This is a genomic window from Clostridium algidicarnis DSM 15099 (assembly GCF_002934235.1).
In the GTDB taxonomy this organism is placed as follows: domain Bacteria; phylum Bacillota; class Clostridia; order Clostridiales; family Clostridiaceae; genus Clostridium_L; species Clostridium_L algidicarnis.
Map to the genome: position 1 here is coordinate 323,429 of NZ_PTIS01000001.1, position 23,878 is coordinate 347,306.

Genomic DNA, 23,878 nt, shown 5'->3' on the forward strand with positions numbered 1-23,878 from the left:
TATAAAGAATAGCTGTATAGTAAAGAAAGAGGTGCTAAATGAAAAGTAAAAAAAGCGAGTTCTCTGTAGAAAAACCGAGATTACCCTTATTATTAGAAGATATGGATTTATCCTATGAGGATTTACAAGATGAAAGCTATATATCTTCTGCTAGTATAACTGACTTTCATCTTGAAGGTGAAAGTATAAAAAGAGTTAATTTAAAGGAAACAATATTTAAAGGAAGCACTTTTATAGGATGTTCATTTTCAAGATCTGAACTAGTAGATGTAAGGTTTGAAAATTGTGATTTGTCTAATGTGAATTTAGAAAATGCTATAATACATAGAGTGGAATTTATAAATTGTAAACTTATAGGTATCAATTTAAGTGAAGCAAATTTAAAAAACATTACTTTTAGTGAGTGTAACTTAAGATATACTCTATTTTCATTTTCTAAGTTTAATGAAATAAAGTTTAATGAATGTGACCTAGCTTTATCTGATTTTCAAGAAGCTACTTTTTCTAAAGTTGGATTTTATGATTCAAAGCTTTCAGAGTGCCAGATGTCAGGTACTAAACTAAAAGATATAGATTTAACTAGTTGTGATATAGAAGGCATTGCAATTAGGATAGAAGATCTTAAGGGTGTTATAGTATCACCAATTCAAGCAGTTTCTTTATCTAAACTTATGGATATTATTATAAAATGATTAATGGTACATCAAATTTTTCATAAAAAGTTTGATGTACCATTATATTATAATATGGGAGAAAGTAGTCTTGTAATAGATTCTGCAAATCTAACCCAAAGGCCTCTGTTTTCAAAAAAGTCAAGAGTTACTTCCTTGGAATCTAATATATCCCTTTTAAATTGGATTTCCATTTTATTAGAGATATTTTCGTTATAAATAAAACAATTTGTTTCAAAGTTTAATTTAAAACTACGTATATCCATATTTGCACTTCCAATACTACACACGTTGCTATCAGAGACTATGGTTTTAGAATGCAAAAATCCTTTGTTATAATAATAGACTCTGACACCACTTTTTAAAAGTTCTCCAACGTAAGAACTAGCAGCCCAAAACATAAATTTATGGTCAGGGACTCCAGGAATCATAATACGAACATCAACTCCAGATAAAGCAGATAATTTTAAAGATTCTAAAGTAGTCTCATCCGGAATAAAATAAGGACTTTGGACATATACATTTTTTTTAGCATTATTTATAATTTTAACAAATCCATTTCTAATGTAAGGACTTTTATGGTCTGGACCACTTGAAACTATCTGAGTCCCGGTTATCTCATCTATAGACATATCAATGGTTAAATACTTTCCATAATCATGTATTATTTCTTCCGAAGCATAGGTCCAATCCATAAGGAATCTTTCTTCTAGATCTCTTACAGCCTCTCCAGCAATTTTTAAATGAGTATCCCTCCAGTATCCAATTTTCTTATCCTTACTTAAATATTCATTTCCGATATTAAATCCTCCGACAAATCCAACCTTACCATCAATTACAGCTATCTTTCTGTGGTTCCTAAAATTGATTCTTTTATTTAAATGAGGAAATAGTGCAGGAAAAAATACGGCGTATTTTCCACCTGAATCTACAAAGTTTTTTAAATAGCTTTTACTATTAATTTTATAAGATCCCATTGAGTCGAATAAAATTTTAACTTCTACATTTTCTTTTGCTTTTTTAGTAAGTAGGTCTATTAACATTTTACCAGTTTCATCTCTGCTTATAATATAATATTCAATATGAATAAAGCTTTTACTGTTTTCGATAGCGCTAAAAAGTTCTTTAAATTTTTCTTTACCATCAAAAATCAAGTCAATATTATTTTTTTGAGTGTAAAATGAATTAGAGTTTCTATAATTCATTTTAATTAAGTCTATATTTTCAAAAGTGCCCTCATCTAATACATATTCTTTTCGCGAGTTGAGTAAATAATCACATTTTTTTCTTTCATCAACAATAATTTTTTTGGTGAATAGTTTTTCTTTGCTTAAATTTCTACCTAGAAGCATATAAATAATAAAGCCTATGAAGGGTAAAAATATTATAACTAATAACCATGCCCAGGTAGTAGAAGGATTCTTCCTTTCAAAAAATATAAGAATAGTTGCAAAAAACAAATTAGTAACAATAACTAGAATTCCTAGTATGATATTTAATTTCATAAATTTATACTCCTTAAAATATTTGAACTACGTATGATCAAACATACTAATTCTACATAATTATTTAATTTCCTTTATTTATAAACATATAAGAACAATAAATTGTAGTATTTTGTTTCATAAAAAAAGTAAGACCTTTTGTAATTTTACAAAAGGTCTTACCCTATGGTGCTTTAATTAAATATTATAATATAGTTATTCATTTTCATATATTAGTTCATAATTCCTATCATTAATTAAAAACACCTTTTCTATATCACTAATTATAAAGGGATTTATATCTTTGTCATAACAAAATTCCACACTAATGCCACAGTTAGAGCTTAGTTTTCTAGGTGTAGGTAATATTTTGTAAGAAATATTTTCGGCGTTTATTATATTAGTAAACTTTATAGCACCGGAATGAGTATAAAATAAACAAATATAATTTGCATCATTATTTTTCACCATATAATATAAAATCATCTTCCTTATTTGTTGAAGATACAGAATAACCTGATTGTTTCATATAACGTTCAACATTATTCTTAGCAGTTGCATTATCCACAGTAACTTCAACTTCTTTAGGATTATTCATTAAAGCATTTTTTGTCATCAAAACTGGCTGTGGACAAGATATACCTCTAGCATCTATTTTAACCAATGTTAACATCTCCCTTTGAAACTATATTTACTTTTTTAGTACCTTTTTCTATATTTATATAGGATATTAAACCTACAACTAAAAATCCAATTAACACTGCTACCTTACCATTAAATGTAGGTCCTTTAGCACTAGAAGCTAAATTGAAATTGTGTACAAAAGCTGCACCTACAAAGAGGCCTAAAACTGTTATAACAGAATCTATATTACCCTCAGAAGATAATATTAGTTGCCTTAAAGGACAACCACCTAATAGTACTGATGCCCACCCAGCTAAAGCCATGCCTAAAAAGTTCCATAAAGCATCGTTATGAGCTACAGGCTGATTTATAAATCCTAAATTAAACTTGCCTATTATTAAATTTCCTATAAGCGCAAATACAAATATAGAAATAAAGCCAGATAATAAATAGGTATCTTTAAACATTATAACATCTCTAATTCCTCCAACCATACAAAGCCTAGTCCTTTGTGCAATTGCACCTACAACGAGCCCTGCAATTAAGGCCATATAAATTGGAGCATGAGAAGCACCGGGACCTTTCTTACTAAAAAATATAAAAGCAGGTGCTGAAATAAGAAGAGCAAATAACCCTACATTAACTGCAGGAAATAAGTACTTTTCAAGTTTTGTTATTGTATAATTTCTTTTTAAAGAAAATCCTTTATTTAAAAATTGTATTCCAAGAAAAATACCAGCTGTAAATCCTACTATACCTGTAATGGCATTTAAGTCCCCACCTGCAAGCCTAAGCACCATTCTTAAAGGACATCCTAGGAACATTAAAGCACCTACCATAACAATAAACCCTAATATAAATCTGGTAAATGGCGATGAACCCCCTTTAGAATAAAGCTCTTTTTTAAAGAATGCCATTATAAATGCGCCTAATACAATACCTATAATTTCAGGCCTTATATATTGAACAACTTCCGCCCTGTGTAAACCTAGACTACCTGCTGTGTCACGTATGAAACAGGCTATACAAAGTCCCATGTTAATAGGGTTTCCAAAGTACACAAGTATTACTGAAAGTATACCAACTATTGCACCAGCCGCTATAATCCCCCTTTTTTCTTTCATGAAAATTCCCCCTTAGTTTTATTACTTCTATATAAATATAACAAATTATTCAATGCATGTTAAATATATAAAGCTGATTGGTAAAGTCTTCTCTATCAGCAAATACAATACTGTAAGTTGTAAATAGACTATATACTTAAATATTCATATAATATATTTTTTAGTTCTTCTAAAAAGTTGTTTATTTTTAATAAGGTATCTTAAACAAATAATATAAAAATTACATCTTCACTAAATTTTAAAATTGCAGTAATAATAAAAATAACTTCAATTTAAGATAAAAAAACTAATAAATCTTATTATAAAATGAAAGAATAATATATAAATTTGTATATATATATTATTTAATGAAATTATGTTAAATTTACTAGGAGGCATATTTAAAACATAGATAATTAATATGATATTATATTTAAAAAGGCGATAGTGTATATTTTAATTTTATAAGTCATTGGTTTTAAATATTTATTAACTTAAAACTAAGGGTTGTAGAGTAAATGATTTTAAATAATAGGAGGTATTTTATGAAAAAGGTAGCAATTGTTTTTAATGGTGGAACTATTTCTATGAAGGTGGATCCTAGGATAAAGGCGGCAGTTCCTAGCCTTACTGGAGAAGAAATAATGTCTATGGTAACGGGTATAGAAAAATATGCAGATATAGAATCACATAATTTTTCAATGTTACCAAGTCCACATATGACACCAGAGATTATGCTAGATCTATCAAAGTTTATCCAAAAGCTTTTAGATAGAGAAGATATAGCAGGTGTTGTAGTGACACATGGTACAGATTCTCTTGAAGAAACTGCGTATCTTGTGGATTTAACTATTAATTCTATAAAACCTGTGATATTTACAGGATCTATGAGAAGTGGATCAGAGCTTGGATATGATGGACCTTCTAATTTAGCTGAATCCATTTGTACAGCAATATCAGATGAATCAAAAAATAGAGGGGTTCTAGTCTGTTTAAATGGACAATTGAACTGTGCATCGGAAGTGACAAAAGCTAATTCTATGAGTTTAAATGCTTTTAAAACTCCAAACTTTGGACCAATTGGTATAGTGGATAATAATAGAGTTATATTTTATAGAAATAACATAGAAAAACAAACCATGAGTATAAAAGAATTAGATAGTAAAGTTGCTCTTATAAAATGCGCATCAGGTATGGATTCAGGTGTAATAAATTATTACATAAGTGAAGGAAACAGTGGTATCGTTGTAGAGGCTATGGGAAGGGGAAATATACCACCGCTTATGGTAGAAGGTATAGAAAATGCTATAAATAAAGGAATTGCTGTGGTTATTGTTTCTAGATGTTTTGAAGGAAGGGTCTTTGATTCATATGGATATCACGGAGGAGGAAAAGAACTAAGAAATTTAGGTGTTATATTTGGCGATAATTTGCCAGGGCAAAAAGCTAGAATTAAGTTACTAGTAGCACTTAGCTACACTAAAGATTTAGATGAAATTAAGTCTATATTTGAAAAAAGCTTATATAATATTTAGTTTTTAAGATAAATTGTAAAATAAAAGTTGTTATATAAACCTAAATAACACGAACAATATAATTAGATTTAAAAATAATAGCATGTAATGTTGACAATAATGAATTAATGTTATAAGATAATATTCGTAAACAGTAATACTCATATAGTTTTGGCGATAAGGGCTAAAAGTTTCTACCAGACACCATAAATGTCTGACTATGAGTGGATCTTTAGAATTATCTTGATTTTACATGTGAAATTTAACTTTTTTAGTAATTCATATGTAATTATATTTTAATTAAGATAATACCTATATAGATTCCTCAGGGAATTTATATAGGTATTTTGCTTTATTAAAAGAACTTAGTGTGCAACATAAGATAAAATTTAGGAGGATGATTATGGATAAGTTATTTAGTTTTAACAAGTTAAAAGAAAGGAAAGATACAAACATAAGGAAAGAAATAATTGCAGGAATTACTACCTTTTTAACTATGGCATATATTATAGCAGTTAATCCTACTATACTAGGAGCCACAGGAATGCCAGCAGGAGCTTTGGTTACAGCTACATGCCTTTCAGCAGGTGTTGCCACAATAATGATGGGCATATATGCAGATTTACCATTTGCACTTGCATCAGGTATGGGTTTAAATGCATTTTTTGCCTATACAGTTGTTATAAAAATGAATGTACCCTGGGAAGTAGCACTTACAGCAGTATTTGTAGAAGGAATTATATTTATAGTTTTATCATTAACTAACGTAAGAGAAGCAGTAATAAATAGTATACCTATGAACTTAAAATTAGCTGTTACAGCAGGGATAGGTCTATTTATAACCTTCATTGGATTTGTAGATAGTGGAATGGTTATTAAAAACGACGCTACTTTAGTGGGACTTGGCAACTTTATGTCACCAACGGTTTTAATTACAGCTGTGGGAGTAGTAATTATTGTTGTACTTTCAAAAAAGAACGTTAAAGGAGCTATATTATTTGGGATATTTGGTAGCACTATTTTATCTTGGATATATGCAATTATTAGCCCTGAATCTGCAGCCTTGTATAATATATTTTTGCCTAGTGGTATTTTTAAGTTTGAATCTTTAGCACCAATTGCATTTAAGTTAGATTTTTCATATATGACAGATCCTTCAAAGATATGGGGATTTGTAGTTATAGTTTTCACCTTTCTATTCGTAGATTTCTTTGATACTATAGGGACTTTGGTTGGAGTAGCATCAAAGGCCAATATGTTAGATGAAAATGGGCGGGTTCCAAGAGCTGGAAGAGCTTTATTATCAGATGCGGTTGGAACTACCTTTGGAGCTTTAATAGGAGTATCAACAGTAACAACTTTTGTTGAAAGCTCTGCTGGAGTAGCAGAAGGTGGAAGAACAGGACTTACATCTATTGTTACTGGAATACTATTTTTAATAGCTATGTTTTTTTCACCAATATTTGTAGCTATACCATCTGCAGCTACAGCGCCTGCGCTTATTATAGTAGGATTTTTTATGATGGAAAATGTAGTTAAAATTAACTTTAGCGATTTTACAGAAGGGGTGCCAGCATTTTTAATTATTGCACTCATGCCACTTACATATAGTATAGGAGATGGTTTAACCATTGGTATACTATCTTATGTAATAATAAATTTAGTGAATAACTTATTTAGTAAAGAAAAGAAAAAGATATCTCCTGTAATGATAATTCTAGGTATTATATTTATGGCTAAGATAATATTTACTGGACTTTCCTAAATAAATATATTAATAAAACTTATTTGTACTTGAATAAATGTATCTTTATATATTGTGAATATTACTTTAAACAGAGTATACATTGAAAATCTAAAACCTGTATTTATAAATTCTATAATTTATAAATACAGGTTTTTATTATATTAATCTAAGGGTATAAGTAGTAACTAACTAATGGTTGCTGTATCAAAAAGATATAATAATGAATATTATGTTAAAAACAATATTTTGGAGGAGTTTATTTGAAAATAAATAATAGGACGACAAATCTTCCACAGTACCATTTTGATAAGATTGATATCTTAAAAGATAAGGTAAGAAAAGAAGGAAGAGAGTTAATAGATATTGGTATAGGTGATCCAGATCTAGAACCACCTAAAGAGGTCAATGAGGCGCTAATAGAAGCATTAAGCTATAAGGGATATCATAACTATCCTAAAGGAAGTGGGATAGTTAAATTGAAGAAACAAGTGGTTAAAGATTATAAGCTTAATTATGGTGTAGACTTAACTGAAGATGAAGTACTGATAACTATAGGTTCTAAAGAAGCGTTAAGTAATATAATCCCAACAGTTTGTGATATAAACGATTATATTATTTTACCAGATCCTTCATATCCAGCATATGAATCTTGCAGTAGGCTTTGGGGTGTAATCCCATATAAGATGCCTTTAATTGAAGAAAAAAATTATTATCCAAACCTTAACTTAATTCCTGAAAATATAAAAAAAGTATCTAAACTTATGATAATAAATTATCCCAATAACCCTACGGGAGCTAATTTAAAAAAAGACTTTTTAGAGGAGGTTAAAGAAATGTGTGCAAAGTATAATATAGTACTTTGTAACGATGGAGCTTATAAAGAGATTGTAAATAAAAAAGAAGATAGGTTGTCAATTCTTATGGGAGGAATAAGCAACTGCATTGAATTTAGCAGTTTTTCTAAGGCGTTTAGTATGACAGGATATAGAATAGGCTATGTTGCTGGTGACAAAAATATTATAAAGGCTTTGGGAGAAGTTAAAAACAATATGGATTCAGGTCAATTTATGCCTATTCAATATTCAGCTTTAAGGGCAATAAAAGATTGTAGCTACTATATAGAATATATAAATGAGGTGTACAGAAAAAGAAAAGTTTTAGCAGAGTCTATTTTAGATGAAAAGAATATAAAATATTTTAAGGGAGAAGGTACCTTCTATATTTGGTGTAAAATTCCTACAGGTTATACCACAGATGAATTTTGTAGTGAGTTACTTTTGAAAAAGGGTATTGTTGTAACACCTGGAAGTGCATTTGGGAGACTAGGATACGGTTATTTTAGAATTGCGCTTACTAAGGATGAAGAAGTTATAAGAAATACACTGAATAAACTAGATAGGTACAGTAAAAACTAGATAAATTCTATTTTTAAAATAAAACTTGAAATATTGCAGGTTGTTTATGTATAATAGGTATGATGAATTGGAAAAGCATAAGGAGGAGTTTCATGATTAAAAGTATGACGGGTTTTGGCAGAGCCAATAGTGAAGAGGGGAACAAACATAACTTTGTAATAGAAGTTAAAAGTGTAAACCACAGGTTTTTAGACTTAAATATTAAAATGCCTAAAGCCATGATTGCTTTAGAAGAAAGAATTAGAAGCATCATTTCTCAATATTTAAACAGAGGCAAGGTGGATTTATTTTTAAATTATAAAAACTATGAAAAAGTAGAAGGTAGAGTAAGGGTTAACACAAATCTATTAGATAGCTATATGAGTTGTCTTAATGAAATAAAAGATAATTATGATGTTAAAGATGATATATCACTGTCTTTTGTATCAAAGTTACCTGATGTTATGTATATAGAAGAAGATGAAGAAGACATTGAGGAACTTTGGAAAGAAATATCCCCTTCTATACATTATGCGTTAAAAAACTTGTTATCTATGCGAGAAAGAGAAGGAATTAAACTAAATCAAGATATAAAATCTAATTGTGATAATATAAAAGCTGAGTTAGATAAAATAGAAGTAAAGGCTCCAACAGTGGTTAAGGAATACGAGATAAAGCTTCAAGATAGAATAAAAAATCTGATAGAAGATGGAAAACTAGATGAAGGTCGTTTAAATATGGAAGTGGCTATATTTTCAGATAAAGCAAGTATAGATGAAGAAATAATAAGATTAAATAGCCATATTGAACAATTAAACGACACTTTGAATTTAAAAGAGCCTGTAGGTAGAAAACTTGATTTTATAGTTCAAGAAATGAATAGGGAGGCTAATACTATAGCTTCTAAATCTTCAGATTTAGAAATAACAAATCAAGTACTTAATATAAAAAACAATATTGAAAAAATAAGAGAACAAGTGCAAAACGTAGAATAATGAATTTTAGGAGGAAGACAATGAGTATTAAGTTAATAAACATAGGTTTTGGAAATATTGTTTCTGCTAATAGATTAGTAGCGATAGTAAGTCCTGAGTCTGCGCCGATAAAAAGAATAATCCAAGAGGCAAGAGATAGGGGAATGTTAATAGATGCAACATATGGTAGAAGAACAAGAGCTGTAATAATTACAGATAGTGACCATGTGATTCTTTCAGCAGTACAACCAGAAACAGTAGCACATAGACTATCATCAAAGGGAGAAGAGCCTGGAGATGAGGTTGAAGAATAATGTCTAATAAAGGTATATTAATAGTTATATCAGGGCCATCAGGAGCAGGTAAGGGTACTATTTGTAAGGCTTTGCTAGAAAAAAACCAATATTACCTTTCAATTTCAGCAACTACTAGGAAACCTAGAGAGGGAGAAGTTGATGGAGTTAACTATTATTTTATGGATAGAGATGAATTTGAAAATAAAATAAAGGAAGATGATTTTTTAGAATGTGCTGAGGTTTATGGAAACTTATATGGAACTCCTAGATCAAAAGTTCAGGCTATGCTTGATAGTGGAAAAGATGTTATACTTGAGATAGATATTCAAGGAGCATTAAAAGTTAAAGATAAAATAGAAGATGGTGTATTTATATTTATACTACCTCCATCTATGGAAGAATTAAAACAAAGAATAATAAAAAGAGGTAGTGAAACACCAGAATCATTAATGACTAGATTTAAATCTGCATATCAAGAAATTAATTATATTTCAACATATAATTATGCAGTAGTAAACAATACAGTAAGTGAGGCTGTTAACAAAATAGAGAGCATACTAACCGCAGAAAGATGCAGGGTAGACAGAATAAAAGAAAAAATATTAGATTCTAAGGAGGGCTTAATACATGAACAACTCTATGATTAATCCATCAATAACAGACTTATTAGAAAAGGTGGATGATAGATACACTTTAGTTACAGTAACTTCAAAAAGAGCAAGACAAATAATTGATGGTGCTGAGCCAATGGTAGAGGTAGACTCTAAAAAACCTTTAACTAGAGCCATTAGCGAAGTAGATCAAGGATATGTTAAATATGAAACAATAAAAGAAGGAATAAAATAGTTATGACAAAGAATTCTCATTGTGTAGTTTTAGGTGTCACAGGAGGCATAGCTGCATATAAAGCTCTAGATATTATTAGTGCTTTAAAGAAAAAAGACATAGAAGTTAATGTAATAATGACAAAGTCTGCCAAAGAATTTGTTTCACCTTTGACATTTCAAACCCTTAGTCAAAATATAGTAGTATCAGATATGTTCGAAGAGCCTAAAGCCTTTGAAATACAACATATTTCATTAGCTAAAAAGGCGGATATACTTCTTGTTGCACCAGCTACAGCTAACATCATAGGTAAGGTAGCAAATGGCATTGCAGATGATATGTTATCTACAACCATAATGGCTACAAAAGCAAAGGTTGTATTTGCTCTAGCCATGAATACCAATATGTATAATAACAAAATAGTTCAAGAAAATATATCTAAGTTAAAAAGATATGGGTATGAATTTATTGAACCTATTAGTGGAAGGCTTGCTTGTGGAGATGAAGGAAAAGGTAAACTTGCAGATACAAAATATATAGCGGGTAAGGTTGAAAGTATGCTTTATAATCCTAAAGATTTAGAAGGCAAAACAGTATTAGTTACAGCAGGACCGACCATAGCAAACATTGATCCCGTAAGATATATAACAAATAAATCTACAGGAAAGATGGGGTATGCTATAGCAAAGGAAGCTAGAGATAGAGGGGCAAAGGTTATTTTAATATCTGGTCCTACTAATTTAGAAAGGCCTTTTGAAGTTGAATTTATAAGTGTAACTACAAATGAAGAAATGTTAAAAGAAGTGCTTTTGCATTATGAAAAAGCAGATATTGTGGTAAAAGCAGCTGCAGTATCCGATTATAAAACTAAGTATTATAGTAAAGAAAAGATTAAAAAAACCGAAGACAGTATGAGTATAGAATTTTCAAAAGATAATGATATACTTAAAATCTTAGGACAAAAAAAAGAAAATCAAATTTTAGTAGGCTTTGCTGCGGAAAGCAGTAATCTTATAGAAAATGCCAAAGTTAAACTTACTAAAAAGAATTTAGACTATATAGTTGCAAATAATATTCTTCACACGGGATTTGCTTCAGAAGACAATGAGGTAAGTATAATATGTAAAGATGGAGATATTATAAAACTACAATCTATGAATAAAAAAAAGGTTGCAAAAGAATTATTTGATATTGTAAATAAAAGGCGCTAGTCTGCGCTTTTTTATTTTATAAAGGGTGATTAAATGTTAAAGTTTGCTGGTATTGTTATAAACCAGGATGCAAATGAATTAGATAGAATTTTTACGTATACAATTAAAGCAGAAGATGCTAATAATATAAATATAGGCTATAGGGTTAAAGTCCCGTTTGGAAGAGGTGATAGATTAGTAGATGGGTTTGTATTATACGTCTATGATGAATCACATGAATTTAAAGACTCCAATATAAAAATGAAAAGTATTGAAAAGATTTATAAAGAAGTGGAACTTTTTAATGAAAAAGACGTAAATCTTATGGAGTTTATGAGAAAAAGATATCTTTGTTCATATGTGGATGCTTTAAAACAATTTTTGCCTAAAGGAATTGTAGGTGGAATGAAAAATAAAACCATAGAAGTTTTATTTACTAAAGAAATCTTAGAGGGTCGATATAAAAAAGAGCCTTACGAGTCTATATGGAATAAAGTAAAAGAACTAAATGGAAATGTAACACGAGCGGAATTAAGTAAAAATTATTCTATGTCATTAAGCTCTATAAATACATTAATAAAGCAAGGTTTTATATTTTCAGAGCCTAAAACAGTACAGAGGTATAATGTCAGAGAATTTGAACATTATGGAAAAAAAATACCTAACGCCGAACAAAAATATGTTATTGATAAAATTTTAAATTCAGATAAAAAGGTATTTCTTATCCATGGGGTCACTGGAAGTGGTAAGACTGAAGTGTATATGAACTTGGTAGAAGATTGTATAAAAGAAGGTAAGTCTTCTATAATCTTGGTACCGGAAATTGCACTAACGCCACAGATGATAGAAAGATTTAAAGGAAGATTTGGTAAAGATGTTGCTGTATTTCATAGTAAACTTTCTGATGGAGAAAGATTTGATGAATGGTTTAGAGTCAAAGAAGGAAAAGCTAAATTAGCTGTAGGAGCAAGATCTGCTATATTTTTGCCTTTTAAGGATTTAGGTATTATAATAATTGATGAAGAACATGAAACTAGTTATAAGTCTGATAGTAACCCTAAATATGACGCTAGAGAAATTGCTGAATATAGGAGTAAACTAGAAGGGTGTAGGGTAGTTTTAGGAACTGCAACGCCAAGTATAGAATCCTATTACAAAGCTGAAGTTGGAGAGATAGAATTACTAAATATGGAAAAAAGAATAGATGATGCATTTATGCCAGTGATACAAGTTATTGACATGAGAGAAGAACTTGAAAATAATAACAAATCTATTTTTAGTAATTTATTATATAGTAGCATGAAAGATGCCTTAGAAAAAAAAGAACAAATAATTTTGTTTTTAAATAGAAGAGGGTTTTCTACTTTTGTATCTTGCAGAAAATGCGGATATGTATTCAAATGTGATAAATGTGATATATCAATGACTTACCATTTTTCAGGTAACTATTTGTCCTGTCATTATTGTGGAAAAAAGTCTAGAGCTACCAACGTTTGCCCTGTTTGTAATAGTAAATATGTAAAGTATTTTGGAGTAGGTACTGAAAAAGTAGAAACAGAAGTAAAGAAATACTTTAAAGAGGCTAAAATATTACGAATGGACTTAGATACTACAAGAAGGAAGGATTCCTATGAGAAGATATATAACTCCTTTAAAAAAGGTGAAGCAGATATTTTAATTGGAACTCAAATGGTTGCTAAAGGATTAGATTTCCCAAATGTGTCTCTAGTAGGCGTTTTGGCAGCAGATTTATCTTTGAATTTACCTGATTATAGGGCATCGGAAAGAACATTTCAACTTATAACACAAGTTTCTGGTAGAGCTGGAAGGGGTAAAACTATAGGAAATGTAGTAGTTCAAAGTTATCTACCAGATAGTTATAGTATAAAGGCTGCGAAGGAATACAATTATAGTAGTTTTTATAAAGAAGAATTATCTATTAGAAAGAGTATGAATTATCCACCTTTTGCAGAAATATTGCTTATAAATATGAGCTCTAAAAATGAAGAATTATTAATAAAATGTATACAAGATATTAGCATTAATTTAAAGAATAAGCTACAATATAATGATAAAATAGTCATACTAGGACCTTGTCCTTGTATGATAAGCAAGATTAAAGAATTATATAGATGGCAAATAATAATAAAAGGTGAAATAAATGACCAATTAGCAAAGGAAATAAAAGACTTTTTATATGCCAGTACTAAAAGTTACTATAAAGATATAAGATTAAGTATTGATATTAACCCCAGTAGTCTAATATAATGTAACTTAGCTTATTATTTTAATATAGAAAGGAAGAGTTTTTATGGCATTAAGAAATATTAGAATTTATGGAGATCCTATCCTAAGAAAAAAAAGCAAACCTGTAGAGGTGGTTAACGATAGAATAAAGATTTTAATTAAGGATATGTTTCAAACTATGTATTATGAAGATGGCGTAGGTCTTGCTGCTCCACAAGTAGGTATACTAAAAAGAGTTGTAGTAGTGGATATTGGAGAAGGTCCTATAGCATTAATCAATCCTGAGATAATTTCAAAAGAAGGATCTTATATAGATACAGAAGGGTGCTTAAGTTTACCAGAAAAGCAGGGTGAAGTTGAAAGGCCACAGCACATAAAGGTAAAAGCTTTAAATGAAGAAGGAAAAGAAATTAACTTTGACGCAGAAGATTTATTTGCAAGAGCGATTTGTCATGAGGTAGATCATTTAGATGGTATTTTGTTTACGGACAAAGTTATTCCAGAGGAGGAATAAAAGATAAATGAATATAGTATTTATGGGTACTCCAAATTTTGCAGTACCCTCTTTTAAAAAGATTATAGATGAGTATGGTGTAGTTGCAGTATTTACACAGCCTGATAGACCAAAGGGTAGAGGAAAAAAGATTTCTATGTCTCCGGTTAAAGAATTAGCTTTAGATTATAATATACCTGTTTTTCAACCAGAAAAAGTAAAGGGCAATGAAGAAGTTATTAGAATACTTAAAGATTTAAATCCAGACTTCATAATAGTAGTTGCTTATGGTCAAATATTACCAAAGGAAGTTTTGGAACTGCCAAAGTACGCATGTATAAACCTTCATGCATCATTACTACCTAAATATAGGGGAGCAGCTCCAATTAACTGGGCAATAATTAATGGCGAAAAAGAAAGTGGAAATACTACTATGCTTATGGATGTAGGGTTAGATACAGGAGATATACTTTTAACTAATAAGGTAGATATAGATAATGAGATTACAGCAGGTGAGCTTCATGATAATTTAATGAGTAGTGGATCAGATCTTCTTATAGAGACTATAGAGTCTATGTATAAGGGAGGTTTAAAGTCAATAAAGCAAGAAAATATGGGAAATAGTTATGCATCTATGTTAAATAAAGATATTGCTAAAATAAATTGGAATGAAAACTCTTTAAATATACATAACCTTATAAGAGGATTAAATCCATGGCCTATAGCTCATACTGATTACGAAGGACAACGAATGAAAATATATAAAAGTAGTGTTATAAATAAAAAGTCCACAAAAACACCAGGAACAATATTAAATGTAAGTAAAGAAGGTATAGAAGTAGCTACAAAGGATAGTATACTTCGTATTGAAATTATACAATTTCCTAATGCAAAACCACTAAAGGTTGAAGAATATATAAATGGACATGATATCAAAGAAGGTTTAATATTAATTTAAATTAAAGGGAGGTAATTTTTTTGTTTTATGATAGTACTTATTTAATTTTAGTGCCAGCCTTAATACTTTCTATATGGGCTCAATCTAAAATATCATCTACTTTCAATAAATATTCAAAAATATATAGTTCCAAAGGATATACAGGTTCAGAGGTTGCAAGGATGATTCTTGATAGTAATGGACTCGTTGATGTACGTATTGAGAGGGTGGCTGGTAATCTTACAGACCACTATGACCCTAGGGATAGGGTACTTAGGCTTTCAGAAAAGGTGTACTCTAGCACGTCAGTTGCATCTATAGGAGTTGCGGCTCATGAAGTAGGTCATGCAATTCAACATCAACAGGATTATAGACCTCTTATAATTAGAAATAATATAGTACCTGTTGTAAATATAAGTTCTAGTGCATCCTGGATAATATTTTTTATTGGAATAATAATGGGGTTGCCACTTTTAACAAACATAGGAATAGTATTATTTTCAGCAGTAGTTTTATTTCAACTTATAACTTTGCCAGTTGAATTTAATGCTTCTAATAGGGCTATTAAAATACTAGAAGATAAATCTATACTTTATGAAAATGAAATAGTTGGCGCAAAAAAGGTGTTAAGTGCTGCAGCTCTTACTTACGTGGCAGCTACACTTACAGCAATATCACAATTATTAAGATTAATGGCATTAAGTAATAGAAGAAATGATTAAGGAATTTGAGGTAGAAATATGAACGCGAGAGAATTAGCCACTAATGTTTTATGTAAAGTATTTAATGAAAATGCTTATTCTAATATTGCATTAAATAAAGAATTAAAAGGTAAAGAATTAAAAGATATGGACAGGGGACTTATTACTGAAATAGTATATGGGACTATAAAATATAAATATACTATAGATATTATTATAAAATCTTTTGTAAAAGATATAAAAAAAGTAGATAATTATGTATTAAATATATTAAGGATTACTGTATATCAAATTAGATATTTAGACAAAGTTCCAAATTATGCTGCAGTAAATGAAGCTGTAAATTTGGCTAAGAAAAAATCTAAAGCATCTTCTAAATTTGTAAATGCAGTACTTAGAAATTATTTGAGAAATGAAGAAAAGGACTTTTTAAATAATCAAGATAGATTTGAAAGATGGGCCTATGAGTATTCTTTTGAACCTTGGATGATAAGATCATTATATAAACAGTATGGAAATAAATATACAGAACTTATATTAAAAGGTTTGAATAACAGACCAGCAGTAACGGTTAGAACAAACTCAATTAAAGGTTCTTATGATGACATTTTTAAAGGCTTACAAGATGCTGGGTATGAAATTAGTAGGGGATATGTATGCGATGATGCCATAGTTATATCAAAGGGTAGCAGTATAGAAAAAAACAGAGCATTTGTAGAAGGTGAAATTACAGTGCAAGATGAAAGCGCTATGCTTGTAGCAAATGTTATGGATATAAATAAAGATGATATAGTCTTAGATTTATGTGCAGCACCAGGAGGTAAAACTACGCATATAGCAGAGCTTTTAAAGGGTACTGGTAAGGTTTTGGCTTTTGATATACAAGAGGGTAAATTAAAGTTTATAAAAGAGAATATGGACAGATTGGGACTTTCAAACATAGTACTTGATACTATGGATGCTACAAGGTTTAATGAAAAGCTTATTAATAAAGCAGATAAGGTGTTAATAGATGTACCTTGTTCTGGTATAGGCATAATAAGAAAAAAACCAGAAATAAAATGGAATAAAAATTTAAAAAATCTTAAGGAACTAATAGCTATACAAAGAGAGATTATGAAAAATGCTTCTCAATATGTAAAAAAAGGTGGTATACTCCTTTATTCTACTTGTACATTAAATAAAGAAGAAAACGAAGATAATATAAAATGGTTTTTGAAAAACAACAATAATTTTAAGTTGGAAAAAGTATATTTTAAAGAAGCAAATAATATTATTTATAGTGAAGAAGGTTCTGTTACTATATTACCACAAGAGAACATGGATGGCTTTTTTATAGCTAAATTAATGAGAGTTTAGTAGGTGCTGTATGAAAAATATTTTAGACCTATCGTTAGAAGAACTAAAAATCTGGATGAAAGAGAATAAAGAAAGTGAATTTAGAGCAAAGCAAGTTATGGACTGGATTTATAAAGGTATTTTTGAATTTAATCTTATGTCAAACTTATCAAAACCTCTTAGAGAGAAGTTAAAAAGTCACTTCTTAATATATATACCACTAGTGGTTAATAGCTTTCAGTCAAAAAAAGATAATACTAAAAAATTACTATTAGCACTTGAAGATAATAATCTTATAGAATGTGTAATAATGGATTATAAATATGGTAAGTCTATTTGCATATCTACGCAAGTAGGATGTAGAATGGGATGTAAATTTTGTGCATCTACAGTAGATGGCGTAATTAGAAGCCTTTCAGCGGGGGAAATGATTTCGCAGATATTAGCTGCAGAAAAGTTGAATGGAGATCGGATATCAAATGTTGTGCTTATGGGAAGCGGAGAACCATTTGATAACTATGACAATGTGATTAAATTTTTGAAGATAGTAAATGCAGAATATGGACTAAACATAGGGCAAAGGCATATTACACTATCTACTTGTGGAATTGTGCCTAAAATAAATGAAATGGCAAAAGAAAACATGCAAATAACGTTGGCTATTTCACTTCATGCATCTAACGATGAAGATAGAAAGAAGATAATGCCAATAGCTAATAAGTACTCTATAGAAGAAATAATTAATGCATGCAAAGATTATATTGATAAGACAGGCAGAAGAATTACATTTGAATATGCATTGGTTAATGAAATAAATGATTCCAAAGAAAATGCTATAGAATTAAGTAATTTACTTAAGGGTATTTTATGTCATGTGAATTTAATACCCGTGAATGAAATTAAAGAAAAGGTATATGTAAAATCTTCCGAAGAAAATATTAAGAAGTTTGCAGATGTTTTGAATAAGAGAGGAATTGACACCACTGTAAGAAGGGAAATGGGATCAGATATTGATGCTGCATGTGGACAACTTAGAAGAAGCCACATTGAGAAGACCCAAATATCAAAAAAGGGGTGCTAGTCATGTTTGGAATGATAACAGATTTAGGAATGGTACGAAGCCTAAATGAAGATTATGTTGGTTATTTAATTAATGATAATATTAAATTATTTATAGTAGCTGATGGTATGGGTGGCCATAATGCAGGAGAGATAGCAAGTAAAACAGCTGTAGAGACTGTAAAAAGTTATTTTGAGGCAAAACAAAATATCTTAAAAGAAAATTTATCAAGTGATTTTAAAGAGGCTATAACTTATGCTAATGAAAAGATATTTAACATTTCAAATGAAAAAAAAGAATGCAGAGGAATGGGAACTACTATAACAGCTTGCATAATGTATGAAGATAAGACTTTAATAGCAAATGTAGGAGACAGTAGTTGCTTTATTATAGAGAAAGATAATATAATTAAGATAACTAAAGATCATTCTTTAGTACAGCAGCTTGTAGATAAGGGAAGCATAACGGAGGAAGAAGCTGTGAATCACCCAAATAAAAATGTAATAACAAGAGCAGTTGGCACATATGAACATTTAGAAATAGATATATTTGATATATCTGATATAGATATGGATATGATTTTGTTATGTACAGATGGCCTAACTAATGATATACCAAAAGATGAATTATATAATATTATTAATAAAAATAGTTGCGCGAGCTACGATGAACTTTGCAAAAAGATAATAGAAGAGGCTAAAAAACGCGGGGGAAGAGACAACATATCTTTAATTTTAGTTAAAGGAGAGCAAGATTATGATGATAGGAACGATATTAGGCGATAGATACGAGCTCTTAGAAAAAATAGGAGAAGGTGGCATGGCTATAGTTTATAAAGCTAGGTGCCATAAATTAAATAGGTTTGATGCCGTTAAAATTTTAAAGAAAGAATTTGTATCAGATAGTGATTTAGTTGATAAGTTTAAAAAAGAAGCTACAGCAATTGCTAACTTATCGGATAATAATATAGTTAATATTTTTGATGTTGGAAGTCAAGGTGATATAAATTATATTGTTATGGAATATGTAAAAGGAAAAACATTAAAGGAAGTTATTAAAGAAGATGGAAGATTACCTTATGATAAGGTTTTGGATTATGGTATACAAATTTCAAAGGCACTAGATTGTGCCCATAGAAATAATATAATTCATAGAGATATAAAGCCCCAAAATATTTTAGTTACAGAAGAAGGCGTTTTAAAAGTAACAGACTTTGGTATAGCAAAATCACCAGATTCAGCCACTATAACTAATTCTAAAAAGATATTAGGTTCTGCTCATTATTTTTCTCCAGAACAAGCAAAGGGAGCCTATATTGATGCTAGGACGGATATATATTCTTTAGGAATAGTGCTATATGAAATGGTTACAGGAAGAGTCCCATTTGATGCTGAAAGTCCAGTTTCTGTAGCATTAAAACATATACAAGAAGCACCTATACCACCTAAGCAAATAGTTCAAAACATACCTGAAAGTTTAAATAAATTAATATTAAATGCTATAGAAAAAGAGCCAGCTAAAAGGTATAAAACTGCTAAAGATATGATGAATGACTTAATTAAAATACAAAAGAATCCGGATTCTCAAATGCAGTATGCTAATATAGACAATGGATTTACTAGAATAATGGATCCTGTAAATCAAGCCCTACTTCAAGAGGAACTTGAAAAGGACAAAACAATTATAGAGGATAATGATGAAGATGAAGAAGAAGAAGAATATAAAGATGAAGATCATAAGAAAAAAGCAGGGATAACAAAGAAAAGTAAAAAAATAATAATAATATCGCTTATGGCTGTATTAGCCATATCCTTAGGACTATTAAGTGCTTATTTAATTGATAGATCATCACTCACAACTAAAAAGAATAAAGAAGTAACAGTGCCTCAAATATTAAATCTAACAAAAGAAGAGGCTAAAAAGGTTCTTGAAAGCAATAAACTTAAAATGGAAGTAGCAGGTACAGAGAAAAGTGACAAAGAAGAAGGGACCATAATAGATTCAAACCCTAAAGAAGGTGAAACAGCAAAAGAAGGCGATGTAGTAAAAGTTATTATAAGCGGAGGAAAGTCATCTGTAAATGTTCCGGACCTTAAAGATATAGACATAAAATCAGCTAAGGATATGATAGAAAGTTATGAACTTGAAGTCGGAAGTATTGATTCAGATTTTAGTGATACAGTAAGTAAAGATAATGTAATAAAACAAGATCCAGCTCCAGATAAGCAAGTTGAAAAGGGTACAAAAATTAATTTGGTTGTAAGTAAGGGACCTAAGGTTGTTTTAATAGGTGTTCCAAATGTAATGAGTGCAAATATTAATGATGCTGAAAATGCTTTGAAAAGTTCTAAGTTAGCTGTAAATAAATCCACGGAAGAAACTACAGATAAAGGTAAAGATCAAAAAGTATTTTATCAATCAATAGAAGCAGGTACCAAAGTAGAAGCAGGATCTACTATTAATATAAAATATTACGTCTATAAAGAGCCAGAAAAATTAAATGTAGGTGAACTTGTTGGTAAAACAATAAGTGAAGCTCAAGGAAGAGCAAATTCTTTAGGTGTAAAACTTAATATAGGTGGTTTTGCTGCTGAAGATAAAATTACTGCACTAGATGTGACAAGTGTTTTACCTGGGGGAACTGTAACGGTTACAGCGGCTGAAAAGCCTAAAAAACCAGAAAAACCAGAAAAGCCAGAAAAGCCAGTAGAACCAGTAGAACCAGTAGAACCAGGGGAGAAACCTAAACCATAACTTATTAATAATGGAGGCTATAGATGAAAGGTATAATAACAAAAGGCATCGGAGGATTTTACTATATAGATACTGTAGATGAAGTTTTTGAGTGTAAGGCTAGGGGTAAGTTCAGACATGATGAACTTACTCCTATGGTTGGTGATAAAGTTGAAATAACAGTAGAAAACGGTAAGGGCGTAATAGAAAAGATTTATGAGAGAAGCTCCGAACTTACAAGACCTATGGTATCCAATGTAAGTCAAGCATTTATAGTTTTTGCAATTAAAGACCCAGACCTTAATATGGAACTTTTAAATAGGTTTATATTACTTTGTGAATACAACAATATAAAACCGATAATATGTATAAATAAAATAGATCTTTGTGAAAAAGAGGAATATCTTTATATTAAAGATATTTTCAAAGATTTGGGTTATGAACTTTTATTTATAAAAGCAAAAGAAGAGGATAATCTTAAGCCATTAAAAAAAATGCTTAAAGATAATGTAACAGTACTTTGTGGTCCTTCTGGATCTGGGAAATCCACTATATTAAATAGTCTTATAGGAAATTATAAGATGGAGACTGGCGAAGTAAGTAAAAAAATTGGTAGAGGAAAGCATACTACAAGGCATAGTGAATTAATTCAAATAGAACAGGGATTTTTATTAGATACTCCCGGATTTTCTACTTTAGATGTTGATATTATGCCAAAGGAAGAACTCCAATATTTATTTCCGGAATTTTCATCTTACAGGCAGTGTAAGTTTAATTCTTGCCTTCATAATAAAGAGCCAGGTTGTAAAGTAAAAGAAGCATTAGATAAAGGTAACATAAGTAAAGTTAGGTATGACTTTTATATTAAAACATTAGAAGAAATTATGGGGAGGAGAAAAAAATGGTAAAGATAGCACCTTCAATATTATCAGCAGATTTTTCAAAATTAGGAGAGCATATAACAAGATTAGATAATAGCGAGGCGGACATTATACATATAGATGTTATGGATGGAAGGTTTGTACCTAATATTAGTTTTGGTATGCCAATTATTAAATCTATAAGACCTTACACAAAGAAAGAATTTGATGTACACCTTATGATAGAGGAACCGTCAAAATATATAGAAGAGTTTGCTAAAGCAGGAGCAGATATTATTACTGTACATTATGAATCAGAAAAGCATTTAGATAAAACTATTACTCATATAAAAGAGCTTGGAATAAAAGCTGCTGTAGCATTAAATCCAGCAACACCTATTAATGTATTAGAAAGTATATTAAAAGAATTAGATATGGTTTTAATTATGAGCGTAAACCCAGGATTTGGGGGGCAAAAATATATAAAGTATTGTGATGAAAAGATTAAAGATTTAAAACAAATGATACTGAAAACTGGTAAGGATATAGCTATAGAAGTAGATGGCGGAATAGATTTAACTAATATTAAAGATGTATCAAGTAGCGGAGCTGACATAATAGTTGCGGGATCTGCGGTGTTTAAACAAGATAGAATAGAAGAAAATATAAAAAACCTTAAAGAGGTTACAAAATGAAAATAGTTATAGTAGCAGGGGGAAATCCCCCCTCTTTTAATTTACTTAATGATGAGATTAGAGATTGTGATTTTCTTATAGCAGCTGATAAGGGAGGGGAAGTGCTTTATAGGGCAGGTATAAGCCCCAATATTTTACTTGGTGACTTCGACTCTATAGATGAAAAAGTTTTTAAGTATTTTAAAAATAATTTAGAGGATATAGAAATATATCCAAAAGAAAAAGATTTTACAGACACAGAACTTGCTTTAATAAAGGCATTAGAAAAAAAGGCAAAAGAAATAGTTTTTTTAGGATGTACAGGAAGTAGATTAGATCATATGTTAGCAAATTTGGGGCTTTTAGAGACTTGCCTTGATAATGGAGTAGATGCGTATATAAAAGATGACAACAATTGTATATTTTTAAGAAATAAAAATTGTAGTCTTAAAGGCGAGTATGGCCAAATACTATCATTTCAAGCTTTTAAAGAGGAGGTAGAAGAGTTTAATATATATGGTGCAAAGTATGACCTTCGAGACTATAGGCTTGCATTTGGAGACCCTAGGACGGTGTCTAATGAATTTTTAAAAGAAGATGTGAGAATTGAGTTTAAAAAAGGTATAGTTATGGTTATGTATTCTAAAGATTAAATTATTATAAAACAAAGTATTATAATTTGTGGTTAACCAAATAAGAGTTATTTTAAGCAATAAAATTAATAAAATATGATAATCACCAAAGTAAAGATGTTTAATATAATAATTATTGGAGCAATATGTTTCGGGTGATTTATTTGGGTAAAAGATGGAATAAGAAAAAGTTTTATGGAATAGTAGTTGGGTGTGTAGGACTTGGAATGGTATTATCTGTATTAATGCCTCTGTGGGCATGGTTATTGGCTATTGGAGCTGGACTTGTATACTGTGGATGGTATATTTTCTGTGGTAAAAAGTAAAAAATCAACCATATATTTAATATATTTAGAAGCTAATTTAAGCCTAATCTCTTTT

General features: G+C 29.9%; 25 protein-coding genes and 1 riboswitch. Of the genes, 21 read left to right on the plus strand and 4 right to left on the minus strand.

The genetic code is table 11. The annotated features are described in order from the left end of the window. Positions 1–38 precede the first annotated feature (38 nt). Positions 39–692, plus strand: a complete 654-nt coding sequence (locus BD821_RS01555; RefSeq protein WP_104409000.1) for a pentapeptide repeat-containing protein — start codon at positions 39–41, stop codon at positions 690–692. 47 nt (positions 693–739) lie between these two features. Here the strand turns inward: BD821_RS01555 and cls are convergent, their stop codons facing one another. The 4 genes from cls to yedE form a co-directional block, all read right to left on the minus strand. Continuing rightward, entirely contained in the window at positions 740–2,176 is a 1,437-nt protein-coding gene (cls, locus tag BD821_RS01560; RefSeq protein WP_104409001.1) for a cardiolipin synthase, read from the minus strand. Between the two features lie 195 nt (positions 2,177–2,371). Then, a complete protein-coding gene (locus BD821_RS01565) occupies positions 2,372–2,626 on the minus strand; it encodes a putative Se/S carrier protein (protein ID WP_104409115.1) in 255 nt (84 codons plus the stop codon). Beyond that, positions 2,613–2,828, minus strand: a complete 216-nt coding sequence (locus tag BD821_RS01570; protein ID WP_104409002.1) for a sulfurtransferase TusA family protein — start codon at positions 2,826–2,828, stop codon at positions 2,613–2,615. The genes BD821_RS01565 and BD821_RS01570 overlap by 14 nt, the downstream gene beginning before the upstream one ends. Then, a complete protein-coding gene (gene yedE, locus BD821_RS01575; protein ID WP_104409003.1) occupies positions 2,812–3,903 on the minus strand; it encodes a YedE family putative selenium transporter in 1,092 nt (363 codons plus the stop codon). The genes BD821_RS01570 and yedE overlap by 17 nt, the downstream gene beginning before the upstream one ends. A gap of 524 nt (positions 3,904–4,427) precedes the next feature. On the opposite strand from yedE, the gene BD821_RS01580 reads away from it, so the two are divergent. The 20 genes from BD821_RS01580 to BD821_RS13370 all read left to right on the plus strand — a co-directional run bounded on the left by BD821_RS01580 (position 4,428) and on the right by BD821_RS13370 (position 23,823). Further along, positions 4,428–5,417, plus strand: a complete 990-nt coding sequence (locus BD821_RS01580) for an asparaginase (RefSeq protein ID WP_104409004.1) — start codon at positions 4,428–4,430, stop codon at positions 5,415–5,417. A gap of 120 nt (positions 5,418–5,537) precedes the next feature. Continuing rightward, positions 5,538–5,637, plus strand: a riboswitch (purine riboswitch). A gap of 162 nt (positions 5,638–5,799) precedes the next feature. Continuing rightward, positions 5,800–7,161 carry an NCS2 family permease gene (locus BD821_RS01585; protein ID WP_104409005.1) on the plus strand — a complete coding sequence of 454 codons (1,362 nt, stop codon included), beginning with the start codon at positions 5,800–5,802 and terminating at the stop codon, positions 7,159–7,161. 242 nt (positions 7,162–7,403) lie between these two features. Beyond that, entirely contained in the window at positions 7,404–8,558 is a 1,155-nt protein-coding gene (locus tag BD821_RS01590; RefSeq protein WP_029453306.1) for a pyridoxal phosphate-dependent aminotransferase, read from the plus strand. 92 nt (positions 8,559–8,650) lie between these two features. Next, a complete protein-coding gene (locus BD821_RS01595; protein WP_104409006.1) occupies positions 8,651–9,532 on the plus strand; it encodes a YicC/YloC family endoribonuclease in 882 nt (293 codons plus the stop codon). Between the two features lie 20 nt (positions 9,533–9,552). Then, positions 9,553–9,825: an extracellular matrix/biofilm regulator RemA gene (gene remA, locus BD821_RS01600; RefSeq protein WP_029453304.1), complete on the plus strand. Its 273-nt coding sequence runs from the start codon at positions 9,553–9,555 to the stop codon at positions 9,823–9,825. Continuing rightward, positions 9,825–10,454, plus strand: coding sequence for a guanylate kinase (gmk, locus tag BD821_RS01605; protein WP_029453303.1), 630 nt, complete (start codon positions 9,825–9,827; stop codon positions 10,452–10,454). Before remA ends, gmk begins: the two co-directional genes overlap by 1 nt. After that, positions 10,435–10,653, plus strand: coding sequence for a DNA-directed RNA polymerase subunit omega (gene rpoZ / locus BD821_RS01610; protein ID WP_029453302.1), 219 nt, complete (start codon positions 10,435–10,437; stop codon positions 10,651–10,653). Before gmk ends, rpoZ begins: the two co-directional genes overlap by 20 nt. A 2-nt stretch (positions 10,654–10,655) precedes the next feature. Continuing rightward, a complete protein-coding gene (gene coaBC / locus BD821_RS01615) occupies positions 10,656–11,843 on the plus strand; it encodes a bifunctional phosphopantothenoylcysteine decarboxylase/phosphopantothenate--cysteine ligase CoaBC (RefSeq protein ID WP_104409007.1) in 1,188 nt (395 codons plus the stop codon). A 33-nt stretch (positions 11,844–11,876) separates the two neighbouring features. Next, positions 11,877–14,090 carry a primosomal protein N' gene (priA, locus tag BD821_RS01620; protein ID WP_104409008.1) on the plus strand — a complete coding sequence of 738 codons (2,214 nt, stop codon included), beginning with the start codon at positions 11,877–11,879 and terminating at the stop codon, positions 14,088–14,090. Positions 14,091–14,133: 43 nt separating this feature from the next. Further along, positions 14,134–14,583: a peptide deformylase gene (gene def / locus BD821_RS01625; protein ID WP_104409009.1), complete on the plus strand. Its 450-nt coding sequence runs from the start codon at positions 14,134–14,136 to the stop codon at positions 14,581–14,583. Positions 14,584–14,590: 7 nt separating this feature from the next. Next, the gene (gene fmt / locus BD821_RS01630; protein ID WP_104409010.1) at positions 14,591–15,520 is read left to right on the plus strand and encodes a methionyl-tRNA formyltransferase; all 930 of its coding nucleotides are present in this window, start codon (positions 14,591–14,593) and stop codon (positions 15,518–15,520) included. A gap of 14 nt (positions 15,521–15,534) precedes the next feature. Then, a complete protein-coding gene (locus tag BD821_RS01635) occupies positions 15,535–16,221 on the plus strand; it encodes a zinc metallopeptidase (RefSeq protein ID WP_104409011.1) in 687 nt (228 codons plus the stop codon). 18 nt (positions 16,222–16,239) lie between these two features. Further along, entirely contained in the window at positions 16,240–17,559 is a 1,320-nt protein-coding gene (rsmB, locus tag BD821_RS01640; protein ID WP_104409012.1) for a 16S rRNA (cytosine(967)-C(5))-methyltransferase RsmB, read from the plus strand. Positions 17,560–17,569: 10 nt separating this feature from the next. Further along, complete coding sequence (gene rlmN / locus BD821_RS01645; RefSeq protein WP_029453295.1) at positions 17,570–18,619, plus strand: dual-specificity RNA methyltransferase RlmN; 1,050 nt, start codon at positions 17,570–17,572, stop codon at positions 18,617–18,619. Positions 18,620–18,621: 2 nt separating this feature from the next. Next, complete coding sequence (locus BD821_RS01650) at positions 18,622–19,383, plus strand: Stp1/IreP family PP2C-type Ser/Thr phosphatase (RefSeq protein ID WP_104409013.1); 762 nt, start codon at positions 18,622–18,624, stop codon at positions 19,381–19,383. Next, positions 19,358–21,352 carry a Stk1 family PASTA domain-containing Ser/Thr kinase gene (pknB, locus tag BD821_RS01655; RefSeq protein ID WP_104409116.1) on the plus strand — a complete coding sequence of 665 codons (1,995 nt, stop codon included), beginning with the start codon at positions 19,358–19,360 and terminating at the stop codon, positions 21,350–21,352. Before BD821_RS01650 ends, pknB begins: the two co-directional genes overlap by 26 nt. A 23-nt stretch (positions 21,353–21,375) precedes the next feature. Further along, positions 21,376–22,239: a ribosome small subunit-dependent GTPase A gene (rsgA, locus tag BD821_RS01660; RefSeq protein ID WP_104409014.1), complete on the plus strand. Its 864-nt coding sequence runs from the start codon at positions 21,376–21,378 to the stop codon at positions 22,237–22,239. Further along, positions 22,233–22,886 carry a ribulose-phosphate 3-epimerase gene (rpe, locus tag BD821_RS01665; protein WP_104409015.1) on the plus strand — a complete coding sequence of 218 codons (654 nt, stop codon included), beginning with the start codon at positions 22,233–22,235 and terminating at the stop codon, positions 22,884–22,886. The genes rsgA and rpe overlap by 7 nt, the downstream gene beginning before the upstream one ends. Continuing rightward, complete coding sequence (locus BD821_RS01670; RefSeq protein ID WP_029453290.1) at positions 22,883–23,518, plus strand: thiamine diphosphokinase; 636 nt, start codon at positions 22,883–22,885, stop codon at positions 23,516–23,518. Before rpe ends, BD821_RS01670 begins: the two co-directional genes overlap by 4 nt. 143 nt (positions 23,519–23,661) lie before the next feature. Continuing rightward, a complete protein-coding gene (locus tag BD821_RS13370) occupies positions 23,662–23,823 on the plus strand; it encodes a hypothetical protein (protein WP_169993891.1) in 162 nt (53 codons plus the stop codon). The last annotated feature ends 55 nt before the right edge of the window (positions 23,824–23,878 follow it).